This window comes from Vibrio sp. TRT 1302 (assembly GCF_050113875.1).
Classification (GTDB): domain Bacteria; phylum Pseudomonadota; class Gammaproteobacteria; order Enterobacterales; family Vibrionaceae; genus Vibrio.
In genome coordinates this window covers 85,684-110,166 of the sequence record NZ_JBNJOF010000006.1, presented here as the reverse complement: position 1 = coordinate 110,166, position 24,483 = coordinate 85,684, and the positions used below count along the sequence as shown (strand labels likewise).

Annotated in this window: 16 protein-coding genes; 14 read left to right on the top strand and 2 right to left on the bottom strand. The window is 46.3% G+C overall.

The genetic code is table 11. The annotated features are described in order from the left end of the window. Positions 1–6: 6 nt before the first annotated feature. On the bottom strand, positions 7–1,089 hold the full coding sequence (locus ACQEXP_RS10650; protein ID WP_426969794.1) for an efflux RND transporter periplasmic adaptor subunit: 1,083 nt from the start codon (positions 1,087–1,089) through the stop codon (positions 7–9). Between the two features lie 252 nt (positions 1,090–1,341). Next, positions 1,342–1,683 (bottom strand): iron-sulfur cluster insertion protein ErpA, encoded by a 342-nt coding sequence (gene erpA / locus ACQEXP_RS10645; RefSeq protein WP_006878298.1) that lies wholly within the window; start codon positions 1,681–1,683, stop codon positions 1,342–1,344. Between the two features lie 252 nt (positions 1,684–1,935). On the opposite strand from erpA, the gene hemL reads away from it, so the two are divergent. From hemL to ACQEXP_RS10575, 14 genes are all read left to right on the top strand, one after another. Continuing rightward, positions 1,936–3,228: a glutamate-1-semialdehyde 2,1-aminomutase gene (hemL, locus tag ACQEXP_RS10640; RefSeq protein ID WP_269377426.1), complete on the top strand. Its 1,293-nt coding sequence runs from the start codon at positions 1,936–1,938 to the stop codon at positions 3,226–3,228. A gap of 285 nt (positions 3,229–3,513) precedes the next feature. After that, entirely contained in the window at positions 3,514–4,599 is a 1,086-nt protein-coding gene (locus ACQEXP_RS10635) for an AI-2E family transporter (protein WP_269377427.1), read from the top strand. Between the two features lie 79 nt (positions 4,600–4,678). Then, complete coding sequence (gene rsmC, locus ACQEXP_RS10630; protein ID WP_426969793.1) at positions 4,679–5,701, top strand: 16S rRNA (guanine(1207)-N(2))-methyltransferase RsmC; 1,023 nt, start codon at positions 4,679–4,681, stop codon at positions 5,699–5,701. A gap of 209 nt (positions 5,702–5,910) precedes the next feature. After that, positions 5,911–9,297 carry a response regulator gene (locus tag ACQEXP_RS10625; RefSeq protein WP_426969791.1) on the top strand — a complete coding sequence of 1,129 codons (3,387 nt, stop codon included), beginning with the start codon at positions 5,911–5,913 and terminating at the stop codon, positions 9,295–9,297. 655 nt (positions 9,298–9,952) lie between these two features. Beyond that, positions 9,953–11,635 (top strand): ABC transporter substrate-binding protein, encoded by a 1,683-nt coding sequence (locus ACQEXP_RS10620; protein ID WP_269377431.1) that lies wholly within the window; start codon positions 9,953–9,955, stop codon positions 11,633–11,635. A gap of 172 nt (positions 11,636–11,807) precedes the next feature. Continuing rightward, positions 11,808–12,794: an ABC transporter permease gene (locus tag ACQEXP_RS10615; protein ID WP_269377432.1), complete on the top strand. Its 987-nt coding sequence runs from the start codon at positions 11,808–11,810 to the stop codon at positions 12,792–12,794. Positions 12,795–12,796: 2 nt separating this feature from the next. Further along, positions 12,797–13,822 (top strand): ABC transporter permease, encoded by a 1,026-nt coding sequence (locus tag ACQEXP_RS10610; RefSeq protein WP_426969788.1) that lies wholly within the window; start codon positions 12,797–12,799, stop codon positions 13,820–13,822. Positions 13,823–13,824: 2 nt separating this feature from the next. Next, positions 13,825–14,808 (top strand): ABC transporter ATP-binding protein, encoded by a 984-nt coding sequence (locus tag ACQEXP_RS10605; RefSeq protein ID WP_138972153.1) that lies wholly within the window; start codon positions 13,825–13,827, stop codon positions 14,806–14,808. A gap of 41 nt (positions 14,809–14,849) precedes the next feature. Beyond that, complete coding sequence (locus ACQEXP_RS10600; protein ID WP_426969787.1) at positions 14,850–15,845, top strand: ABC transporter ATP-binding protein; 996 nt, start codon at positions 14,850–14,852, stop codon at positions 15,843–15,845. Between the two features lie 69 nt (positions 15,846–15,914). Continuing rightward, a complete protein-coding gene (locus tag ACQEXP_RS10595; protein WP_426969785.1) occupies positions 15,915–17,636 on the top strand; it encodes a glycoside hydrolase family 9 protein in 1,722 nt (573 codons plus the stop codon). A gap of 1 nt (position 17,637) precedes the next feature. After that, a complete protein-coding gene (locus ACQEXP_RS10590; RefSeq protein WP_426969783.1) occupies positions 17,638–18,513 on the top strand; it encodes a BadF/BadG/BcrA/BcrD ATPase family protein in 876 nt (291 codons plus the stop codon). Positions 18,514–18,522: 9 nt separating this feature from the next. Continuing rightward, positions 18,523–20,436, top strand: coding sequence for a beta-N-acetylhexosaminidase (locus ACQEXP_RS10585; protein WP_269377437.1), 1,914 nt, complete (start codon positions 18,523–18,525; stop codon positions 20,434–20,436). Positions 20,437–20,524: 88 nt separating this feature from the next. Then, positions 20,525–22,933, top strand: a complete 2,409-nt coding sequence (locus ACQEXP_RS10580; protein ID WP_426969781.1) for a GH36-type glycosyl hydrolase domain-containing protein — start codon at positions 20,525–20,527, stop codon at positions 22,931–22,933. A 57-nt stretch (positions 22,934–22,990) separates the two neighbouring features. Continuing rightward, the gene (locus ACQEXP_RS10575; RefSeq protein WP_426969779.1) at positions 22,991–24,403 is read left to right on the top strand and encodes a phosphoglucomutase/phosphomannomutase family protein; all 1,413 of its coding nucleotides are present in this window, start codon (positions 22,991–22,993) and stop codon (positions 24,401–24,403) included. The last annotated feature ends 80 nt before the right edge of the window (positions 24,404–24,483 follow it).

Sequence of the window (24,483 nt, the reverse complement as noted above, 5' to 3'; positions counted from 1 at the left end):
CGGCTCCTATCTGCTTTGCTCAATCGCAATTACACTATCACCATCGCGCACAAATCCCTGCCCAGTAGTGATGATATCGACTTGCTCACCGAGTCCCGTCAACCAAACCCCATCCTGTTCCGCTTTAACCAGCTTTATTGGCACAAATTTGACCTGATTAGCGACCAGTGTTTTGACACCTAAGTTGCCCATTTCATCCAGAGCCAGCATTGCAGGGGTAATTTTAATTGCCAGCTGGTCTTGAAGGTTGAGTTTCACTTCAGCACTGACACCCGCTGGGATTTTCTGCCCAGGGTTTGCCAGTTCAATTTCAATTGGGAAAGTGTTTGTTGCAGGAGAGGAGACTCGTGATATGTAACGCACCGCCCCCATGGCTTGGTCACCATTAATAAAACGAACACTCGCTTGTTGATTAAGCTCTAACGCTTGAATGTGTCGCTCGCTCACGTCGGCTTCAATCACTATCTTGCTTAAATCGAGTAATGTCGCGACAGGATCACCAACTCCAACAAAATCACCCGTTTCAATAAACAGATGATCCACTACGCCTGTAAACGGCGCTTTTACCGAGGTATTACGCAAAGCAATTTGGGCATTGCTCACCATCGCTTTCGCTTCGACTAAACCAGCCTGAGCCGTAGTAAACGCTACCTCACCTTGCAAACCTTTACTTTTGAGAGACTGTGCGGCTTTATATTCCTTCTCTTTCACTTTCAGCAAGGCTTCGGCACGCTGCAACTGACTCTCTAAATCGCCCTTATCAATCAGCGCAATCACTTGCCCCTGCTTAACACTTTCACCCTTAGTTACCTTTAACTGGACAATTTTGCCGGCAATTTCTGCCCCGAGTCTGGCCTTTTTATTTGGCGCAGTCCGTCCGTAAAGCTCAATGGTTTTGTGTGTTGATTCGGCGACAAACGAGGTGAACTGAACTTTGGCTAATGGAATGTCTTCAGTCTCTTGGTGAGGCGTGGTGTCTTGTGCTTTCAACATTCCTACCCCCAACCAAAGAGAGAGGAGTAATACCAATATCAGTGACACAAGATAAGGTCTAACCGCAAGAAAACGCAGAGGAGAAATACTAGCCATAACTATCCTTATTATTTCTATATCACATCCAAAACAAACAACAGCAGCGACTTACGGCTACACGTTGTGGATATAGCAATTCACAGAGTTCTACTGCGAATGTATCAATTAGGATATAAATTAACCGTCCAAAAATAAAATGACATTGATGACTATTTATCTGAGGTCTCAGTTTCTGGATAAATAAGGAAGGAAAAGCCAGTAGTAGATAGGCAATAGGCTGCAGAGGGACTGCAGCCTAGAAAGAGAAATTTAAACGCTGAATGAAGCACCGCAGCCACATGTTGTGGTCGCATTTGGGTTATTCACAAAGAAACGCGAGCCCTCAAGCCCTTCAGTGTAGTCCACTTGGCCACCAACTAAATATTGAAGGCTCATAGGGTCAACTACCAAAGTCACACCACTGTTTACGATGGTTGTGTCTCCTTCATTCACGTTCTCGTCAAAAGTGAAACCATATTGGAAACCACTGCAACCACCACCAGTAATGTAAACTCGCAGTTTCAGGTTCGGGTTCTCTTCTTCAGCAATCAATGCACCTACTCGCTGAGCCGCTGCATCTGAAAATGTTAGTGGAATATTTACTTCGCTCACGATGATCTCTCTCAGTCGTCTGGCTCCAGAATGACTGAACTTTCTGGAACTTCATCTTTTAATATTAGGGGGATTATCTAATACCTGAGTGAAGCGTTCAAGTATTCACCACTTTTGAAGCAACTTTTTATCCCAATTCTTCTTTATTTGCTGTGAAACTACTCAGAATGTGCAGCAAAGCGTTTTATTGTATGGGAATCGACAGGTACAATGCGTCCCAAATTGGTCCGAGCAATCAAAAGAGGATATCCCATGACCAAATCCGCAGATCTATTTGAGAAAGCACAGCAAACCATTCCTGGTGGCGTGAACTCTCCTGTACGTGCTTTTAACGGCGTTGGCGGCGCACCGATTTTCGTTGAACGAGCTGACGGCCCGTTGATTTTTGATGCTGACGGCAAAGCGTACATTGATTATGTGGGTTCTTGGGGTCCGATGATTCTTGGTCACAACCACGCGGTAATTCGTGAAGCGGTTATTGACGCAGCACAGCGCGGTTTGAGCTTTGGCGCACCAACCGAAATGGAAATCGCGATGGCTGAACTGGTTTCAGAACTTGTACCATCGATGGAACAAATTCGTATGGTGAGTTCAGGCACTGAAGCAACCATGAGCGCAATTCGTCTTGCTCGTGGTTATACAGGTCGCGACAAAATCATGAAATTTGAAGGTTGTTACCATGGTCATGCAGACAGCCTGCTCGTTAAAGCGGGTTCGGGTGCTCTGACTCTTGGTCAACCAAGTTCACCAGGTGTTCCAGCGGATTTCGCCAAGCACACTCTAACAGCAACATTTAACGATTTAGACTCAGTGCGCGAACTCTTTGCGGCAAACAAAGGTGAAATCGCATGTATTATCGTTGAGCCCGTTGCTGGCAACATGAACTGTATTCCGCCAGTGGAAGGGTTCCATGAGGGACTGCGTCAAATCTGTGATGAAGAAGGCGCGCTTCTGATTTTTGATGAAGTAATGACAGGTTTCCGCGTAGCTCTAGGTGGCGCTCAGGCTTACTACAACATCAAACCAGACCTAACAACATTAGGTAAAGTTATTGGTGGTGGTATGCCAGTGGGTGCATTCGGTGGTCGCAAAGAAGTGATGCAATACATTGCACCTACAGGCCCTGTTTACCAAGCTGGCACTCTATCAGGTAACCCTGTAGCGATGGCGGCAGGTTTCGCTTGTCTGAACCTACTCAAAGAAGAAGGTAACGAAAAGCGCCTTGCTTCTAAAACTAAACAGCTAGCAGATGGCTTTAAGCAACTAGCAGACAACCACGGTATTCCTCTTGTCGTCAATCAAGTTGGCGGAATGTTTGGTTTCTTCTTTACCGATCAAGAAAGCATCACCAGCTACGAAGACGTGACTAAGTGCGACATCGAGCGCTTCAAACGTTTCTTCCACCTAATGCTGGATCACGGCGTTTATCTTGCGCCATCGGCTTTCGAAGCGAGCTTTACTTCTCTGGCACACGGCAGCAAAGAGATTGAAGCGACGCTGGAAGCGGCAGATCGCTGTTTCGCTATCATCGCACAAGAAGCTTAACCTCTACTGCATCAAGCAGAAGCTTAACCTCTACTGCATATGGAAAAGGCTGCATTGAGCAGCCTTTTTTATTGCCAGTTAAACAAGACTAACAAAACCAATCCTGCCATTACCAAGGCGAACCAAGGTATAGAAGGTTTGCGTTTTGATGCTGACTTACAGCCTTTGTCATTATTACAGCATCCCATGTTTTGACTCACCTCTGATACAAATCTGATTCTTGATTGATAACTGCCTGTTTTAAAGCCATTATACTGATACATCGTCAAACAATTGGACAAGATTGTGTCAGATAAAATTAAAATAACCTCCAGTCACTGGGTACTAGTGATAGCCCTGTTGGCTGCAGCGTTCGCGTGTTTTTTATTGGTAGAACCTTACATCAATTCGATCGTAATGGCGTTTATCATTTCGCTGTTGATGTTCCCTATTCATGATTGGATTGAGAGCAAACTGCCAAATCATAAAAATGTGGTTTCTCTGCTCTCCTGTGTTGTGTTGACCTTTATCATTGTCGTCCCACTACTGTTCGTCTTTGCTGCTATCGTTCAGCAAGGATCTGCATTTTCTCAAAACGTTTATCAATGGGTCACTCAAGGGGGCATCCAAACACTCTTCGAACACCCTTGGGTTGTGAAAGGTTTGTCTTTAGCGAACACTTACTTACCTTTCGATAAGGTAGAGCCTCAAGAGATTGCTCAGAAAGTCGCGCAGTTTGCCACGAGTTTTGGCAGTAATCTTGTCGGTATCAGCGCGAAGATTTTAGGTGATGCGACTAACTTCCTAATGGACTTTTTCCTGATGTTATTCGTGCTATTTTTCTTACTTCGAGATCACGATAAGATCATCAGTGCTATCCGCCATATCCTTCCTTTGTCACGCAGCCAAGAAGATAAACTACTGGATGAAGTTGAGCAGGTAGCTAAGTCTGCCGTCATGGGTTCATTCCTGACTGCAATTGCTCAAGGTATCGCGGGTGGACTCGGTATGTGGCTCGCCGGATTCCCAGGTCTATTCTGGGGAACCATGATGGGCTTTGCTTCATTTATTCCGGTTGTTGGTACTGCGCTCATTTGGATCCCAGCAGCAATCTACCTCTTCCTCATAGGAGATACCACATGGGCTATCTTCCTGACCGTTTGGAGCGTCGCTGTGGTAGGTTCGATAGACAACTTGCTCCGTCCATTCCTAATGCAAGGTAGCGCAGGAATGAACACGCTAATGATCTTCTTCTCTTTATTAGGTGGTCTACACTTATTTGGCTTAATTGGCCTAATCTACGGCCCGATCATTTTTGCTGTGACCATGGTATTGTTCAATATCTATGAAGAGGAGTTTCAAGGCTTCTTAGATCAACAAGATCGCAGCTAAACAGCAAAACGGTTTAATACTTCAAGATGAGGGAGGATTGTGCGAAAATCCCCCCTCATTTTTTTCTACTGAGTGCTCTATGTCTGCCTATATCGCGCCAAGTCAAATTGCCGAGCGACAACTTGCTTACTTCGAAGGTAAACACGTTCTTGTTGCTGGTGAAGCTGAAGACCTATTTCCTGTTGAACTGGTAAAACACTGTCAGTCTGTAACCGTCTTTACCACCAACTATGGTTATCATCGTCAGCTTGAATCCTATTCGCAAATTACCCGTGTCTTTGGTGCAGAGTTCACACAACAAACTCAGGCAGATTTGGTCCTGCTCTACTGGCCAAAAGCGAAAGCGGAAGCCGAGTATCTGCTGGCCATGTTGATGTCCAAGCTAGGAACCGGAACTGAAATCGTGGTTGTGGGTGAGAATCGCTCTGGTATTAAAAGCGTTGAGAAAATGTTTAAGGCCTATGGCCCGATGACTAAATACGACTCCGCACGCCGTTGTTCTTTCTACTGGGGGCAATGTACTCAGGCACCCGCAGCTTTCCAGCTAGATGAATGGTATAAAACCTATCAGGTTAGCTACAAAGAGCGCACTCTGACCATTAAAAGCTTACCGGGTGTGTTCAGTCACGGAGAGTTTGATATTGGCAGTAAACTGCTGCTCGATACCCTACCCGATCTGACTGGCAAGGTTTTAGACTTTGGCTGTGGAGCGGGAGTCATCGGCAGCGTGATGGCACTACTTAATCCAGACATCGAGCTAGAAATGTGTGACATCAGCGCACTCGCGGTAGCGTCTAGCCAAGCCACACTCGAAGCTAACGGTTTGACTGGTCATGTTTTTGCCTCTGATGTTTATTCGGATACCAGTAAGGATTACAACTTCATTATCAGTAATCCTCCTTTCCATGCAGGTCTCGATACTAGCTACAGCGCAACGGAGACTCTGTTGGCAAAAGCGCCACAACATCTAAACCCGCACGGACAACTATTTATCGTTGCCAATAGTTTTCTTAAATATCAGCCGATTATTGAGCAAGCCTTCAGTAATTGCGAGACGCTAAATAAGACCAATAAATTCGCGATTTATCACGCTAAGAAGTAGTCGACTTGCCCAATTCTTACCAAGGATTGGGCAACATCTCCCCTCCCAAAGTAAAAACTGCGCTTTTCTCCACGCTTTCCTTGCAACTTACTTGTCAAAGTAAAAAAACTCGTTAATTTTGTCACTATAGGAAAATAACGTTTTTATCCCGCTTACAGGTTTTTAGGCCCCAACCTTTAAGCCGAACTCTTGGAAACTCTAGTTAGATCATGTTTAAGTTGTATCGGAAACAGAAATTTAAGCGTCTTCAAAGCACTCTGATGCTGGCATTTCTGGTCTTAAGTATCACACCTCTTACCGTTATTGCTATCTTCTTCTTGCAATCACACACCAAAGACTTGCAAGAGCAGAGCACATTGCATTTGGTTTCTGTTCGCGATAGCAAGCAGCAGCAAGTCGTCGACTACCTATACGCTAAAGAGTCGGAAGTCATGGGATTTGTACGCTCAGAGTTAGCGTATGCGAGTGGTGGTCGATTCTACGGCTTGGTCAATGCATTTGGCAGCTTAGGCCTTGATATTGAGCAGGCACGCGAGTACGCACAAAAGCGCTATATCCAAGGTTCGGGCGATCAAATCAAAACCTCTATTTTGCCTCAGTCTAGCCTCTTTAATGGTACAGAGCGCTATCGCTTGCTCCATAAACGCTATCACTGGGCTTATCTGGAACTGCTCAAACGTTCAGATTTCGATGACATCTTATTGGTCGATCGAGAGGGAAACGTCACTTACTCGACGTATAAATATGACAATTTCGGCACTAACTTGCTCACTGGTAAATATAAAGATGCCAACTTGGGACGCACTTTTACCAAACTAAGAAATCTGGTCACTGAAAAACGTAAAACCAACGAAGACTTTACGCCAGTTATTATTTCCGATTTTGCACAAGAGCAAGGCAAGTCAGTGGCATGGCTAGGCGCACCCATTGTGCAGCAAGGTTATCTGCACAGCTACGCCATGTTTCGTCTGCCGAACAACGGCATAACCAAGCTCATCGCTGATACCAAAAACATCCCTTCAATGAAGACCCTTTTGGTTGGTGCCGATCATCAATCCCGTACTCTCGCATACCAGCAGGAAGATATTGATAAAAGTCGACAAGTGGTGGATCTCGCCTTGTCTGGATTAACCAGCTTTGGAACCTACTCAAACTCAGAGAAAGAGGCCACCATTGCCGCCTACGCGCCGATTTCGGTTAAAGGTATCGACTGGGCACTGGTCGTTGAAGTACCAGAAAGTGTAGCCTTTGCTCGCGTTCATCAACTTGAAACTGTGTTTATTTTCGCGATGTTAACGGCGATCTTACTGGTTGTTATGGCCTCCCACTACCTGTCCAATTTCATCACATCCCCACTTCTTAAATTGACTTGGGCTGCCGAGAAGGTATCCGCTGGCGATCTTGATGCCACCATGATCAACACGCAGCGTAAAGATGAAATCGGGCGTCTTGCGGTCAGTTTTGAGCGGATGCAACGCTCAATTCGTGAAAAGATCCTCTTAATCAAAGAGCAAAATGAAGAGCTAGAAAGCAACCTCAAACTCATTCAAAAACAAAATGATGAGTTACAACTCGCCAATAAGCTCAAAGATGAATTCCTCGCGACAACCTCTCATGAGTTACGAACGCCTTTACACGGCATGGTGGGGATTGCCGAGGCACTCACTTCAGGAGCTAACGGCCCGATCACAGCAGAGCACAAATACCAGTTAGATATCATTATCAGCAGTGGTCAGCGTCTTGCTACCTTGGTTGATGACTTACTTGATTACCATAAGATGCGTTATGGAAACTTGGATATCGACACCAGTGCCGTAGATTTATCCGGTTCAACGCGCTTAGTACTTGAGCTTTCTTCCCATCTGCTAGGTAACAAACCCATCAGAATTATCAACCAAGTACCTAGTGACCCCGTGTGGGTAAGTGCTGACCCGCAAAGACTTGAACAGGTGCTATATAACTTGGTTGGCAATGCAATCAAATACACCAGCGAAGGTAAAATCGTCATTTCTGCGAACGTTATCGACGATCATATCCGTGTTCAGGTCGTCGATACTGGCCAAGGTATTCCTGCTGACCAACTCGAACATATTTTTGAGCCTCTGATTCAAGCGGGCAGCGACTCAAGCCGCTACCGTCAAGGCGCAGGACTGGGCTTGTCTATCAGTCGTCAGTTGATCGAACTGATGCAAGGGTCTTTGTACGTGAGTAGTCAGCCAATGGTTGGCACCACGTTCAGCTTTACATTGCCTATCGCGAGTGAAGAGCAAATTCAGCAAGCAAACCACTATGAAGCGCCCCACTTTATCGCGCCAGATAGTGGAGAGATAGAGTTAGCCGAACCTGTTAGCCTACCAGAAAACCCTGAAGGCCCTCTGCTGCTCGTGGTTGATGACGAGCCTGTGAACCTTAGAGTCTTGGATAGTTTCCTAAGACTTGAAGGCTATCGCGTGCGCACGGCTAAAGATGGTCACGAAGCACTGGAATCGATTGAGAAAGAGAAACCAGAGCTACTCTTACTGGATATTATGATGCCAGCTATGAGCGGATATCAGGTGTGTGAAACGGTACGTAAAAAGTACGATCATGCCGCCCTGCCTGTCATCATGCTGACTGCACTTAATCAAACGGATGACCGAATTCGCGGGTTTAACGCCGGGGCTAACGATTACCTGTCGAAACCATTTAACAAGCAAGAGCTTGCTGCCCGTATCATTGCCCATCTAACGGCCAGCAAAGCTGAACTACGCCGACTTGAGAACCAACAACTCCAGCTTGAACTCAAGCACCGAGCAATGGTTGAAGCCAGCCTGTTAGAAACTCAAGGACGCTTACTCGAGCAACTAGAAACGGCGCCAGAAGCCATCATCTGTATTCGCGAAGATAACAAGATTCGCTTTGCCAATGAGGCGGCTTCAAAGCTATTTAAACGATCCACCGAACAACTAAAACGCTCAAGCGCAGACGAACTTATCGCACCCAAATTCCTTAATGTTGAACAAGAGCATTACTGCGGTACGATTGATGTTTACGTCGAAGATGTCCGACAGCACCTTTCTGCGGATATTTTGAAACTTCCTCAAGGTTCAGGCCTGCGTTCGATTTACATCTTCAACGTTGGCGGCAGCATCAATGCAAGCCGCATTAATAACTTGGAAACCGCAATTGAAGCGTTGTCCAGTTTTGCCTTTGAAGGTGATAAAGCCAAACTGCAAGAACTCAAAGAACTGGGAGGAGAGTTTACGCGATTGGCTGATCGAGTTGCCGGAGACAGTAAATCCAAACAAGATATTATGCGCGAAGTGTTAGTTGACGCGATGACAAGCGCACTCAACTACTGGGAGTCCGTCACAGGACAAACCAAGTTCTCGTTCGCAGAACAAAGTGGTTTATGGCGCGTCTATCTCGACCGCAGTACTTTGCAAACACGCACACTCGATAAATATCTACGTACCGAGACGCTACCGAAGACACCGCGCTGGAGAACGGTTCTAAGCTCACTGGATTACATCCTAGAGCACTGTAACGAACAAGGCCCAGAGAGAACGCATATTGAAGGGCTAAGAGATAAACTTCAGCACTTACTGACAAGCTAATACACCTTCAATGCCAAACTAAAAAGCCCGCAGTAAGCGGGCTTTTTAGTCTCATCATTTTGCCTTGGTTAATGTTCAAATACAGTTATTACGACTCGTAAAACAACCTATTGCTTGCCGCCATTTAGCCCCTATTTTTTTGTCTATCAGGTACTCTAATTGATACGAAACCACCAAGAATGCGTAAAAAGAACTCAGTTTGCGAAGCCAATCACAACAAGACGGCAGTTTTAATTTAACCAAAAAAATTAACAGAAAACCTCCAAGTGACCCACATCTCACATTTTACACTCACAAAAGTAAGCCTTATAAAATAAAGAAAATGAAGTTAGCAACCACTTACAAACAAACTAACAAACATGGACTATTGCGACTCACTTCAAAGGCCTTTTCGTGATTACAATTTAATCAAATTTGGGATTTTTAACAGTATTAACGGAGATGGTGATGGTTTTGACGTTTTTAACGGGAATAGCAATTGCGAAAATTGACGTTAAGGTGTTTTCTTAGTGTGCCTAAGGCCTACAGGCCACTCTGGATTTTCATATCACCTCCGATTGAAAATCATTAACAAGAGGTGGGCCTTAGTGAGTGTTTATCAATTGATGACATTCCATTCCATAAGTGAAATGAAAGCAAATAGTAAGGAACAGCTATGCTTGCCAACATAAAAAAAACAGCACTAGCAACAGCAATTATTGCTACAGCAACTACCGGATTCGCATCGGTAGCTACAGCCGCTGAACGTAGTGAACTAACTATCCACCCTAAAGAGTTCACAACTTTTGTTCGTAACTTTAACCCATACTTAGGTGCAACTCACTTGCACACTACTTGGGACTTCATTTACGAGCCTCTAGTTGTGTTCAACGAAATGCACGGTAACACGCCAGTATTCCGTTTAGCAGAAAACTTTAAAATGGCTGACGACCTAAAGAGCGTAACTTTCGATATTCGTAAAGGCGTGAAATGGTCTGACGGCGAAACATTTGATGCTAACGATGTCGTGTTCTCTTTCAACCTAGTTAAAGAGAAATCAGAGCTAGACCAAAGCGGTATCAACTCTTGGGTATCTTCTGTTGAGAAACTAAACGACTACCAAGTTAAATTTAACCTAACAGAAGCGAACTCAAACGTTCCTTACGAAATTGCTAAAGTACCTGTTGTACCTGAGCACATTTGGAAAGACGTGAAAGATCCTTCAACCTTCACTAACGAGAACCCTGTAGGCTCTGGTCCATTTACAGAAATCGATACGTTCACTGCTCAGCTATACATCCAGTGTGCTAACCCGAATTACTGGGATGCAGACAACCTAGATGTTGACTGTCTACGTGTTCCTCAAATTGCAAACAACGACCAGTTCCTAGGTAAAGTTGTTAACGGTGAAATGGACTGGACGTCTTCATTCATTCCTGACATCGACCGTACTTACGCTGCGGCAAGCCCTAATCACCAGTACTGGTACCCGCCAGCAGGTACTCAGGCGTTCGTTGTTAACTTCAAAAACCCTGATGCAGCGAAGAACGAAGCACTTACTAACGTAGACTTCCGCCGTGCATTCTCTATGGCTCTAGACCGTCAAACTATTATCGACATCGCGTTCTACGGTGGCGGTACAGTGAACGACTTCGCATCTGGCCTTGGCTATGCATTCGAAGCTTGGTCTGACGAAAAGACTCACAGCAAGTACAAAGGCTACAACACATACAACGTTGAAGGTGCTAAAGAGTTACTGAAGAAAGCGGGCTTTAAAGATGTAAACAAAGATGGTTTCGTTGACACTCCATCTGGTAAGTCTTTCGAGCTACTAATCCAATCTCCAAACGGTTGGACTGACTTCAACAACACCGTTCAACTTGCAGTTGAGCAACTTGCTGAAGTAGGCATCAAAGCGAAAGCACGTACTCCAGATTTCTCTGTTTACAACCAAGCAATGCTTGAAGGTACGTACGACGTAGCTTACACAAACTACTTCCACGGTGCAGACCCATACACTTACTGGAACAGTGCTTACAACTCAGCACTTCAATCTGGTGAAGGTATGCCTCGCTTCGCGATGCACTTCTACAAAAATGACAAGCTAGATGGCCTACTAAACAGCTTCTACAAAACAGCTGATAAGAACGAGCAGCTAGAAATCGCTCACGGCATCCAGCAAATCATCGCTTCTGACCAAGTTACGATTCCTGTAATGTCTGGTGCTTACATGTACCAATACAATACAACTCGATTCACTGGTTGGTGGAACGAAGAAAATCCAAAAGGCCGTCCAAACATTTGGGCTGGTATCCCAGAGCGTCTACTACACGTACTGGACCTAAAACCAGTTAAATAAGTAGTTGTTCTAACGACGCGGCATACGCTCTGTATGCCGCAAAATCCCCCAACGTTTTGATGTGTTCTTTATATGGCGCCAGTCGTCAGGGGATTGTTCGCTCTAAATTTTGTTTTCGCTAGGAGCGACCTGAAACCAGAAACAGGGAAAATCTGGGTAAGTAAGGTGAGTTATGGGTTATTTTTTAAGACGTTTGTCGTTCTATTTGGTCGCATTGTTAGTTGCTGCGACATTAAACTTTATTATTCCTCGTGCAATGCCGGGAGATCCGGTAACCATGATGTTCGCTAACGCTTCGGTACAGGTGACTCCGGAACGTATCGCTGCGATGAAAGAGCTGCTCGGCTTTGTTGAGGGCGGACTCTTTACTCAATACATCGCCTACATGAAAAACATCCTCAGCTGGGAACTTGGTACTTCGATCCAGTTCTACCCACTATCAGTGAACCAGCTACTAGGTGGTGCATTCGGCTGGTCTCTGTTCCTAGCAGGCAGTGCCGTTATTCTCTCATTCTCTTTGGGTTCAGTGCTGGGTATTTTTGCAGCATGGAAACGTGGCAGTAAGTACGACGCTTTTGTCACTCCAGGCATGCTTATCATTCAGGCGGTTCCTCAAGTCGTTATCGCCATGTTGACGCTATTCGTCTTTGCTATTGGTCTGAAGTGGTTCCCTACTGGCTACGCATACACCGCAGGCACCGTGCCTGATTGGACAAGCTGGGCATTCTACAAGGACGCCGCATATCACGCTGTGCTACCGCTATTCTGTGCTTCGATCATTCAAATTGGTGGCTTCCTAGTCAACATGCGTAACAACATGATCAACTTGCTTGCAGAAGACTACATCACTATGGCCAAAGGTAAGGGTCTGAGTGAGAACCGTGTGGTATTCAACTATGCCGCGCGTAACGCTCTACTTCCAAGTGTTACTGCACTTTCAATGTCGCTAGGTATGGCCATCGGTGGTCAGCTAATCGTTGAAATCATCTTCAACTACCCGGGTCTAGGTACTGTATTACTTAACGCTATCCACGCTCGTGACTACCAAGTTCTTCAGGGTCAATTGATCATCATGACGATGTTTATGCTGTCATTTAACCTTATCGCCGACATGCTTTACGTAGTACTTGATCCTCGCCTTCGTAAGGGAGGGAAATAATTATGAAAGATCTATTTAAACTGATTCTAGGTAACGCTTACGCTCGTACGGGCTTAACCATTGTTGTACTGTTCATTTTCATGGCGATTGCCGCACCTTTGGTTACCAAACACGCGCCAGATAAGCGCACGGGCAATCCACATGAATACCCAGGTTTCGTCGTTAAGTCAGCAAAAGCAAATCCTGATGGCTGGATCGCACAAAACCTAGCCACCGATCGCCGTACCATGTTGTTGTCGAAAAAAGCAGATCACGTACTGGGTACTAGCCGTATGGGTCGCGACATCTGGTCACAACTGGTTTACGGAGCTCGTATCTCTCTAGGTGTTGGCTTCGGTGCAGGTATCACTGTTTGTTTCCTAGCGACGATCATTGGTATCTCTGCGGGTTACTTCGGTGGCCGTGTTGACGATGTCCTGACCGCAGCAATGAACATCATGCTGGTTATTCCTCAGTATCCTTTACTGTTCGTACTCGCCGCCTTTATCGGTGAAGCAGGCCCGTTAACCATTGCCATCATCATCGGCTGTACCTCCTGGGCATGGGGGGCAAGGGTAATCCGCTCTCAAACTCTGGCTTTACGTGAAAAAGAGTTTGTAAAAGCGGCAGAAGTTCTCGGTGAATCATCGTTCCGTATCATCTTTGTTGAAATCTTACCAAACCTTATCCCAATCGTAGGCGCGAGCTTCATTGGTTCGGTTATGTACGCAATCGGCATGGAATCTATTATTTCGTTCCTAGGTCTAGGCGACCCTAGCACCATCAGTTGGGGCATCATGCTTTACAACGTACAGACCTCTTCAGCAATGCTAATCGGCGCTTGGTGGGAAGTTCTTGCACCTTGTGCAGCCTTAACTCTACTCGTAACAGGTCTTGCTCTACTGAACTTTGCGGTTGACGAAATTGCTAACCCGCAGCTTCGCTCTCACAAAGGTATGAAACGCTGGAAAAAACTGGCTGAGCAGGACAAGAAAGAGCGCCAGCCAGAACTGCCACCACAAAATGCACTATGGAGCGGAGATAAATAATCATGACAGCACCACTCATTTCTATCCGCAACCTTTGCGTTGACTACATTACTGATGCAGGTGACGTACGTGCCTGTAACAATGTGAGCTTTGATATTGCACCTGGCGAAGTATTTGGCCTTGCAGGCGAGTCTGGTTGTGGTAAATCCACCGTTGCTTTCTCTCTGATGCGCCTACATAAGCCACCAGCGTTTATCACAGGTGGCGAGGTTATCTTTAATGGTGAAGACATCCTTAAATACAGCGATGAGCGCATGCAATCGTTCCGTTGGAGCGAGATGTCTATGGTCTTCCAAAGTGCGATGAATGCGCTTAACCCAGTATTGACCATGGAAGATCAGTTCTGCGACGTAATCATGCGCCACACGAACATGACACGTGAACAGGCTCGTAAACGTGCAGAAGGATTGCTTGAAATCGTAGATATTCACCCTAGCCGTTTGAATGACTACCCTCACCAGTTCTCTGGTGGTATGCGTCAACGTCTGGTTATCGCGATTGCACTGGCGCTAAATCCAAAAATGATCATTATGGATGAGCCAACCACCGCTCTCGACGTAGTGGTTCAGCGCGAAATACTGCAAAAGATCTACGCGTTAAAAGAAGAGTTTGGTTTCTCTATTCTGTTCATTACTCACGATCTCTCTTTGATGGTCGAGTTCTCAGATCGCATCGGCATCATGTATTCCGGTGAGTTGATTGAAGTCGCACCATCAAAACAGATTCTGGAAAGTCCTTACCACCCTTACACGAAAGGTCTGGGTAGCTCTTTCCCTCCATTAACTGGCCCAAAAACGAAGCTTACTGGTATTCCAGGCAACCCACTTAACCTTCTAGAAATACCACAAGGTTGTCGCTTCCAAGCTCGTTGTGACCGCGTGCATGAAACATGTACTCAAGTCCCAACCGCACTAAGACAAATTGAGCCAAATCGTTTCTCTAACTGTCACCTCTATGGCGAGCCGATTGCACAGAGAAAACTCTAGCAAGACGCTGAGAAACAAAGAAAAGATTACTGGAGACAAATATGAGCAAAGATTTTGGCCAACTACTTGTTGAGGGAAAAAACCTAGTAAAGGATTTCCCGATCAACAGTAATGCCCTAAACCAACCTATGATGCGTGCGATCAACGACGTATCTTTCAAAATGTACAAAAGCCGCGGCCTATCCGTGGTTGGTGAATCAGGTTCGGGTAAATCCACTACAGCGAAGATGATCGCTAAAATGTACGCGCCAACAGCAGGTGTGATTGAGTACAAAGGCCGTGACATTCAAACCATCGATTCACGTTCGGATCTGATGGCATACCGAGAAGGCGTGCAGATGGTTTGGCAAGACCCATTTGGCTCACTAAACCCTACTCATAACATCTTTCACCATATTGCACGACCACTGCTTATCCACAAGAAGGTGTCACCTGGCAATAAGAAGGAACTGGAAGAGCGCGTTTATGATTTGCTTGAGCAAGTTGGTCTGATCCCACCCAAAGAGACATCACAAAAATTCCCGCACCAGCTATCAGGCGGTCAGCGTCAGCGTGTCAACCTTGCCCGTAACATCGCGGTTGGTGCTGAAGTTGTGCTCGCCGACGAACCAACATCAATGCTGGACGTATCGATTCGTGCAGGTGTCCTAAACCTGATGGAAGAGATGAAGTTCGAAAAGCAGATGTCTCTACTTTACATCACTCACGATATCGCAACCGCTCGTTACATTGCGGAAGATCTGGCAGTTATGTACGTAGGACACATGGTTGAATGGGGAGATACTGACGAGATCATCCACGATCCTCAACACCCATACACGCAACTTTTGGTCTCAGCCGTACCAGATCCAAGTAAGTCGATTCACGAAAAGCTCAAAGGTAACAAAGGCGAGATTCCGTTGTGGACACCAGCCTCAGCGGGCTGTCCATTTGCCGGACGCTGCCAACACGCTACTGATAAGTGCAGTGAGAAGTTACCAGAAGTAACTCAATTGTCTGACAACCACTTTGTGCGTTGTTACCTATACGAAAATTAATGCCATAAGAGCCAGGAGCACAAGCTCTTGGCTCAACAACTCAATCACACCCTATTTTCGGAGATTTTGATGCTGCTACTTACTAACCATATTGGTTATGAAGCCCTTGGGCCTAAGCAGGCTGTTTTGATGACACGTAAAGCACGTCTTTCATCTACCACTGCGCTGTTAGTCTGTGCTGATAGTCACCAAACTGTAGCGACTTTTGCTGTCGAAAAAGGCACAAAAGTGGCCAATTGGCACCAAGGGAATTTTTTTCGCATCGAGTTCTCATCATTCGAACGCTCAGGTCGTTACTACCTGCGTGTCGATAACCTACGCTCTGAAGTTTTTAGCATTGCACAGGGATTACTGTTTAACACTACGCTTTCAGATGTTCTGCACTACTTTAAGTCTCAGCGCTGCGGCGGACGCTTTGACAAGCAAGATCATTCGATCCCTCTACTTGGCTCAGAGACTCGCGTTGACGTACACGGTGGCTGGTATGATGCATCCGGAGATGTGAGCAAATACCTTAGTCATCTCTCTTATGCCAACTATCTCAACCCTCAGCAGACCCCTATGGTGGTCTGGAATCTACTTCAAGGGTTAGAACAACTCAAAGAGAATGAGCAAGTCGCTCAATTTACTAAAGTACGCATGACAGAAGAAGCGCTGTTTGGCGCAGACTTCTTAGTTCGAATGCAAAATGAACAAGGCTTTTTCTATATGACCATTTTTGATAAGTGGTCAAAAGACACCAAGCAACGCGAAATCTGTGCATACGAAACTCAACAAGGGCATAAATCAGACGATTTCCAAGCTGGCTTCAGACAAGGTGGTGGCGTTTCAATTGCCGCTTTAGCCGCCGCATCACGCCTAGATGAAAGCGGTGAATACTCATCGAATGATTACCTTAAAGCGGCAGAAAAAGGCTACTGGCATTTACGCGAATGCAACACTCAATATCTCAATGATCAGCAAGAGAACATCATTGATGAATACTGCGCCCTACTTGCCGCCGTTGAGTTGTATAAATCGACACAGAAATCAGAGTACTTAAGTGAAAGTCGTCAATGGGCTGCAAAGCTTCACAGCAGGCAACGTAGCGATGACCGCTTTGATCATTTTTGGTCAGCCAATCAAGACGGCTCTCGCCCTTATTACCATGCCGCAGAAGCAGGTTTACCCACCCTTGCTCTATGCCACTATTTATCGATTGAAAGCGATCCACAACAGGCGGCTATCAGCCAATCTGTTGTACAGAGAAGTGTTGAGTTTGAACTGGCGATTACTCAAGCAACAGCCAACCCGTTTGGTTACCCACGCCAATATGTAAAAGGTGTTGGAGAACAAAAACGCGATGCTTTCTTTGTCGCCCAGAACAACGAAACAGGTTACTGGTGGCAAGGTGAGAACGCTCGTTTAGGTTCCTTATGTGCCATGGCGTTTTTCGCACTACCACATATCCAAAACCAAGAAACGAAACAACAACTACTGCGTTTTTCTCAAAACGCTTTGAACTGGATCCTTGGTCTCAACCCATACCACATGTGCATGCTTGATGGCCACGGACACAATAATCCCGACTACCTTCCTCAGTATGGATTTTTCAACGCAAAAGGGGGGGTCTGTAACGGTATCACCGCTGGCTTTGAAGATGCGCAAGATATCGCTTTTAATCCGCCGGGACAAAAAGACGACATGTTGCAGAACTGGCGTTGGGGGGAGCAATGGATCCCTCATGGTGCTTGGTACCTACTGGCCGTAATTACTCAATTTAGCCACTTTTGTCAGCAAGAGGAGCAGTAACATGACGCTTTACTATGTCGGGATAGACGGTGGCGGTACTTCATGTCGAGCACGCATTCGCGATGCGGCAGGTCAGTTGGTCGGCGAAGCCAAAAGCGGCAGCGCCAATATCTTACTGGGTGTCAACGTCGCCATGGAATCGATTATCGATGCGATTGCTCAGGCAGCCACGCTTGGTGGGCTGACAGAAGCCGACTTCAGCAAGATGCATGTAGGTTTAGCTCTAGCAGGGGCTGAGCAAAAGTCTGCATGGCAAGACTTTATGGCACAACCTCATCCTTTTGCTTCCGTCGTACTCAATACGGATGCTTACGGTGCTTGCATCGGTGCCCATAACGGTGACGAAGGCGCCATTATGATTGCTGGTACGGGTTCGTGCGGTATCTATCTTAGCGGTAATCAGCAGCATGTGGTTGGTGGTCGTGAGTTTCCAATATCTGACCAAGGTGGTGGCGCGGTTATGGGCCTACGCCTAATTCAACAAGTCCTGCTGGCTGATGATGGTATCGTCGAGAAAACGCCACTTGCAGAGCATGTTCTTGGCCACTTCAACCATGATATCGACCAAATCGTCACATGGTCTAAAAACGCGTTACCACGCGACTATGGTCAATTTTCCCCTGCGATTTTCCACTATGCAACCGTAGGCGATAGCCTTGCTATCTCAATGCTTAAGCAGACGGCTGCTGACATTGAGATGTTCCTAGTCGCTCTAAACCAAAAAGGAGCCACTCGTATCTGTTTGATGGGTAGCATTGCTGAGCGAATCAAGGCTTGGCTATCACCTCCGGTACAAGCTTGGGTGGTTGACGCTCAGTTTGATGCCATTGAAGGTGCCCTTATGTTCGCGGCTAAACCCGAACATAACTTGTATTAAGGATCTGTAATGAGCTTTCGTGTCGAACTCGCCGTTCTATCTGAACAAAAACAGTTTTGTCGCTTTGGCTTAACTGTCCATAATCTTTCTGATCAGGATCTTGCTCAGTGGCAGATCCAATTCATTACTGATCGCTATATTCTGCCAGACAGTTTCACTAACGGGACGATCAAGCAGATCGGTAGTTTCTGCACCGTAGTGCCTGAATGTGACATTCTCACGGCTAATCAACACTACTACTGTGAGTTCAGCATCAACACAGCGCCCTTGCGTTTTTACACTGATGGGTTCAAAGATGCCCTGATCATTGCTAACGACGGTGCAACACAGTACCCAGTCACTTTAACGCCGATAGCGCTTGCCTCTCCCTATAGAGAGCGCACCCAATTGCCAGAGGTCGAGAGTGCGTCAATTGCATTGATTCCCAAGCCTCACAAAATTGAGCAACTGGACGGAAGTTTTCGACTGACTCGCTCCAGCCAAATAACATTACAAACTTCGCTGGCTGAAAAAGCCGCGACGTGGCTGCAAGTTGAGCTCGAGCGATTGTTTGAGTTTACAGTACAGACCATCGGGCAAAGCGATATCGTGTTTCGCAACAATCCTACCCTTGACGAAGGTGAATACCATCTTACCGTCAGCGGAACGGGGATCAGACTAGAATCAGGGTCACATGCTGGGTTTGTTCATGCCAGCGCCAGCTTGCTTCAACTCATTCAATTCAGTCAGCAAAACAAAGAGTTATCGGTACCTTATGTAAAAATTCATGATGCACCACGCTTTAAATACCGTGGCATGATGCTCGACTGTGCTCGCCACTTTCACTCAGTGGATATGGTCAAACGGCTGATTAACCAATTGGCACACTACAAGTTTAATACCTTCCATTGGCATCTCACTGATGATGAAGGATGGCGAATTGAAATAAAGGCATTCCCTCAACTAACCGAGTCGGGAGCCTACCGCGGTCCAGGTACCGTACTGGAACCACAATACAGTCACTTAAATCAATGTTACGGCGGTTACTACAGCCAAGAACAGATTAAGGACGTCATCGCTTACGCGCAAGAACGAGGCATCAACGTCATTCCGGAGATTGATATCCCAGGTCATTGCCGTGCAGCAATCAAATCACTACCAGAGTTGTTGTGCGACCCTGCTGATCAATCCCAATATCACAGTATTCAACATTATGACGATAACGTCCTATCACCAGCTTTGCCTGGCACTTATCAGTTTTTAGACAAGGTACTAGAAGAAGTTTCTGAACTCTTCCCTTCTCCTTGGGTACACATTGGTGCAGATGAAGTCCCTGCTGGTGTTTGGCTAGAAAGCCCTGCCTGTCAGGAGTTGATGGCTCAAGAGGGCTACCAAAGCGCTAAAGAGCTGCAAGGACACCTACTCCGTTACGCAGAACAGAAACTGCGTTCACTGGGTAAACGTATGGTCGGATGGGAAGAGGCTCAACACGGTAATAAAGTCAGCAAAGACACGGTTATCTACTCTTGGCTGAGTGAAGAGGCGGCTCTTAACTGCGCTAAGCAAGGTTTTGACGTCATTCTCCAACCTGGCCAATCCACTTATCTCGACATGACTCAAGATTATCGTCCAGAAGAGCCTGGCGTTGATTGGGCGGCGGTGATCCCACTGGAGAACGCCTACCGCTATGAGCCATTGGCGCAAGTGCCAGATACCGACCCGATTCGCAAACGTATTCTAGGAATTCAGTGTGCTCTGTGGAGTGAAATTGTCACTCACCAGTCACGATTGGATTACATGATATTCCCAAGACTCACTGCGCTGGCTGAAGCCTGCTGGACTGACAGAGCAGGTCGAGATTGGCTCGACTATCTATCACGGTTGAAAGGCCATTTACCTTTGCTCGACAAGCAGCAAATCGAATATCGCCAACCGTGGAATTAACAAAGGTGCAAATGCATGGCATTTGCAGTTTTCTCTAGCATTAAAGTTTTGGCTACCAAAGTGGTAGCTTGGTAAAAAGGAAATTAACATGAAATACGGCTATTTCGATAACGACAATCGTGAATACGTCATTACTCGACCTGACGTCCCTGCACCATGGACGAACTATTTAGGCACAGAGAAATTCTGTACGGTTATCTCGCATAACGCGGGGGGATACTCTTTCTACAACTCGCCTGAATATAACCGTGTTACTAAATTCCGCCCGAACGCGACATTTGATCGTCCAGGGCACTATGTGTACCTACGCGATGACGAAACTGGTGATTACTGGTCAATCTCATGGCAACCAGTAGCGAAAAGCCTAGACGAGGCGAACTATGAAGTTCGTCATGGCCTTTCATACTCGAAATTCAAGTGTGAGTACAACGACATCACTGCAACCAAGACACTATTTGTTCCTAAAGGTGAAGATGCAGAAATTTGGGATGTTGTGATTAAGAACACTTCAGACAAGCCTCGCACTATCAGCGCCTTCTCGTTTGTTGAATTCTCATTTAGCCACATTCAGTCGGACAATCAGAACCACCAGATGTCTCTATACTCGGCAGGTACGGCATACAAAGATGGTGTGATTGAATACGACTTGTATTACAACACCAACGATTTTGAAGGATTCTACTACCTAGCTTCTACATTTGAACCAGACTCTTACGATGGTCAGCGTGACAGCTTCCTAGGTTTATACCGCGACGAAGCAAACCCGATTGCTGTAGAGAAAGGTAAATGTTCGAACAGCGCTCAAATCTGTTACAACCACTGCGGTTCACTGCATAAACAATTCACGATTCAACCGGGTGAAGAAGTCCGCTTTGCTTACATTCTGGGTATCGGTAAAGGCAACGGCGAGCGCTTACGCGCTAAGTATCAGGATCTAGCAAACGTTGATGCAGCATTTGCGGGTATCAAAGCTCACTGGGACGAACGTTGTTCTAAGTTCCAAGTGAAGTCACCAAACGAAGGTCTGGATACCATGATCAATGCTTGGACTCTTTACCAAGCTGAAACATGTGTTGTCTGGTCGCGTTTTGCTTCCTTCATCGAAGTTGGTGGTCGTACTGGTCTTGGCTATCGTGATACCGCTCAGGATGCAATTTCAGTCCCACATGCCAACCCTGCGATGACACGCAAGCGCATCGTTGATCTTCTTCGCGGTCAGGTAAAAGCGGGATACGGTCTGCACCTATTCGATCCAGACTGGTTTGATCCTGAAAAAGCTGACGTTAAGCCTTCAAAATCACCAACAGTCGTACCGACACCATCAGATGAAGATAAGATCCATGGCATCGAAGATACGTGTTCTGACGATCATCTATGGCTGGTTCCTACCATCTGTAAATACGTGATGGAAACAGGTGAACACAGCTTCTTTGATCAAGTCATCCCATACGCAGATGGCGGTGAAGCAAGTGTTTACGAGCATATGAAAGCCGCTTTAGATTTCTCTGCCGAGTACGTAGGTCAAACTGGCATCTGTAAAGGTCTACGAGCCGACTGGAACGACTGTCTAAACCTAGGTGGCGGTGAATCTTCAATGGTGTCTTTCCTTCACTTCTGGGCACTACAAGAGTTTATCGACCTTGCTAAATACCTTGGCAAAGACGCTGATGTTGCTAAGTACACTGAAATGGCAGCTAACGTACGTGAAGCGTGTGAAACTCACCTGTGGGATGAAGAAGGTGGTTGGTACATCCGTGGCCTAACTAAGAACGGCGACAAGATTGGTACGGCACAACAGAAAGAAGGCCGTGTTCACCTAGAATCAAACACACTAGCGGTTCTATCTGGCGCGGTATCGCAAGAACGAGGTGAAAAAGCAATGGACGCCGTAGATGAGAACCTGTTCTCCGAATACGGTCTACACCTAAACTCACCATCATTTGCAACGCCAAACGACGATATCGGCTTTGTTACTCGCGTTTACCAAGGCGTGAAGGAAAACGGCGCGATCTTCTCGCATCCAAACCCTTGGGCATGGGTTGCTGAAGCTAAGCTAGGTCGCGGTGACCGTGCAATGAAGTTCTACGACGCACTTAACCCATATAACCAGAATGACATTATCGAAAAACGTATCGCGGAACCATACTCGTACGTTCAATTCATCATGGGTCGCGACCACCAAGATCATGGTCGTGCTAACCACCCTTGGTTAACAGGAACTTCTGGTTGGGCTTACTTTGCAGTGACCAACTTTATTCTGGGTGTGCGTACTGGCTTCGACGGTCTAACGATTGATCCTTGTATTCCAACTAGCTGGCCAGGCTTTGAAGTAACTCGTCAGTGGCTTGGCGCAACCTACAACATCAAGGTTGAAAACCCTAGCTCTGTAAGCAAAGGCATCAAGTCAATCACAGTGAACGGTCAGGCCGTGGAAGGAACATCTGTACCGGTTCAGGCTGAAGGCAGTGTAAACGACGTGGTGGTTGTGCTTGGTTAATCACCAGCAATGAGCCTCTTTCGAGAGGCTCATTACTTTCAATAAAGGATTATTCATATGATCAAATTTGGTACTGGTGGCTGGCGTGCATTCATAGGCGAAGAGTTCACCAAAGATAATGTCCGTTTAGTGGCACAAGCGGTTGCCAATATTATTAACCATGAGAACGTTGCCCAACGCGGCTTTGTTATCGGTTACGATCGACGTTTCCTGTCCGACAAAGCCGGACGCTGGTTCGCGGAAGTTCTAGCGGCCAACCGTATCAACGTTAGCTTTATCGACAAGTTCGTTCCGACGCCAATCGTCATGTTCAAAGCTAAAGAGATGGGCTGTGCGTACTCTGCATGTATTACCGCATCTCACAACCCAGCTGATTACAACGGCATCAAAGTGTTTATTGAAGGCGGACGTGATGCGGATGAGATCATTACTGAAAAGATCGAGTCTCAAGTCGCCACCTTGACTCAACAACAAGTTCAGTCAGTCGACTTTGAGCAAGCCGTCGAAGACAAGTTGATCGAAATTATCAATCCGATGAACGAATTCGTTGACTCGATCATCGACTTTATCGACATCGAGGCAATCAAAAAAGCCAATCTAAGAGTGTTGATCGATCCCATGTTTGGCGTTGCTAAGAATGCGCTGCAAACCGTGCTGATCAACGGTCGATGTGATGTTGATGTGATCAACGACGGTAAAAACCCAGACTTTGGTGGATTAATGCCGTCTCCAAGTGCTGCAACCTTGTACCGTCTAAAACACCTAGTCGCGGCTGAAGGATACGATATCGGTATTGGTACCGATGGTGACGCTGACCGTTTAGGCATTATTGATGAGAAAGGAAACTTTATTCATCCAAATGAAGTACTGATGCTGCTCTATTACTACTTGCTCGAATACAAAGGCTGGAAAGGCTCTGTCGTGCGTAACATTGCGACCACTCATCTGCTCGATAAGATCGCGGCGGATCATGGTGAGAAGAGCTTTGAGGTACCCGTTGGTTTCAAACACATTAGCTCACAGATGGAAGCCGATGACTCTCTTATCGGTGGCGAAAGCTCAGGTGGTTTAACGATTCGAGGTCACATCAAGGGTAAGGATGGCGTCTTTGCTTCAAGCTTACTGGTCGAAATGATCTCCGTTACAGGCAAAAAGCTTTCTGAGCTGCTTGACGAAATTTATGGTAAGTACGGCTATGCCTACACGGCGGAAGGCGATTGCACATTCAAGCCAGCGCAAAAACAAGCTCTGTACGACAAAATCTACGTAGAAAAACAACTGCCTCAATTTGAGTTCGAGATTGATAAAGTGAGCTACGAGGATGGGGCAAAAGTTTACTTTAAAAACGGTGGTTGGGTGATTGCACGTTTCTCTGGAACTGAACCACTACTGCGCATTTTTGCCGAAATGGAAGATAAACAGACAGCGGAATGTGTTCTTCAACAAGTCAAAGAGTTTTTGCAATTGTAATGCTCTCATGACCCATCCTACCCTATAGGTGAAGAACACTTGCCCGGCTTAATCGCCGGGCTTTTTTGTTGCAACATCTT

What these genes read in the sequence shown, in the direction of transcription:
- ACQEXP_RS10575 (WP_426969779.1), top strand. Translation starts at nt 22,991, where the DNA reads ATGATCAAATTTGGTACTGGTGGCTGGCGTGCATTCATAGGCGAAGAG.
- ACQEXP_RS10615 (WP_269377432.1), top strand. Translation starts at nt 11,808, where the DNA reads ATGGGTTATTTTTTAAGACGTTTGTCGTTCTATTTGGTCGCATTGTTA.
- ACQEXP_RS10595 (WP_426969785.1), top strand. Translation starts at nt 15,915, where the DNA reads ATGCTGCTACTTACTAACCATATTGGTTATGAAGCCCTTGGGCCTAAG.
- ACQEXP_RS10620 (WP_269377431.1), top strand. Translation starts at nt 9,953, where the DNA reads ATGCTTGCCAACATAAAAAAAACAGCACTAGCAACAGCAATTATTGCT.
- ACQEXP_RS10585 (WP_269377437.1), top strand. Translation starts at nt 18,523, where the DNA reads ATGAGCTTTCGTGTCGAACTCGCCGTTCTATCTGAACAAAAACAGTTT.
- ACQEXP_RS10650 (WP_426969794.1), bottom strand. Translation starts at nt 1,089, where the DNA reads ATGGCTAGTATTTCTCCTCTGCGTTTTCTTGCGGTTAGACCTTATCTT.
- ACQEXP_RS10610 (WP_426969788.1), top strand. Translation starts at nt 12,797, where the DNA reads ATGAAAGATCTATTTAAACTGATTCTAGGTAACGCTTACGCTCGTACG.
- rsmC (WP_426969793.1), top strand. Translation starts at nt 4,679, where the DNA reads ATGTCTGCCTATATCGCGCCAAGTCAAATTGCCGAGCGACAACTTGCT.
- ACQEXP_RS10600 (WP_426969787.1), top strand. Translation starts at nt 14,850, where the DNA reads ATGAGCAAAGATTTTGGCCAACTACTTGTTGAGGGAAAAAACCTAGTA.
- ACQEXP_RS10590 (WP_426969783.1), top strand. Translation starts at nt 17,638, where the DNA reads ATGACGCTTTACTATGTCGGGATAGACGGTGGCGGTACTTCATGTCGA.
- ACQEXP_RS10580 (WP_426969781.1), top strand. Translation starts at nt 20,525, where the DNA reads ATGAAATACGGCTATTTCGATAACGACAATCGTGAATACGTCATTACT.
- ACQEXP_RS10605 (WP_138972153.1), top strand. Translation starts at nt 13,825, where the DNA reads ATGACAGCACCACTCATTTCTATCCGCAACCTTTGCGTTGACTACATT.
- ACQEXP_RS10625 (WP_426969791.1), top strand. Translation starts at nt 5,911, where the DNA reads ATGTTTAAGTTGTATCGGAAACAGAAATTTAAGCGTCTTCAAAGCACT.
- hemL (WP_269377426.1), top strand. Translation starts at nt 1,936, where the DNA reads ATGACCAAATCCGCAGATCTATTTGAGAAAGCACAGCAAACCATTCCT.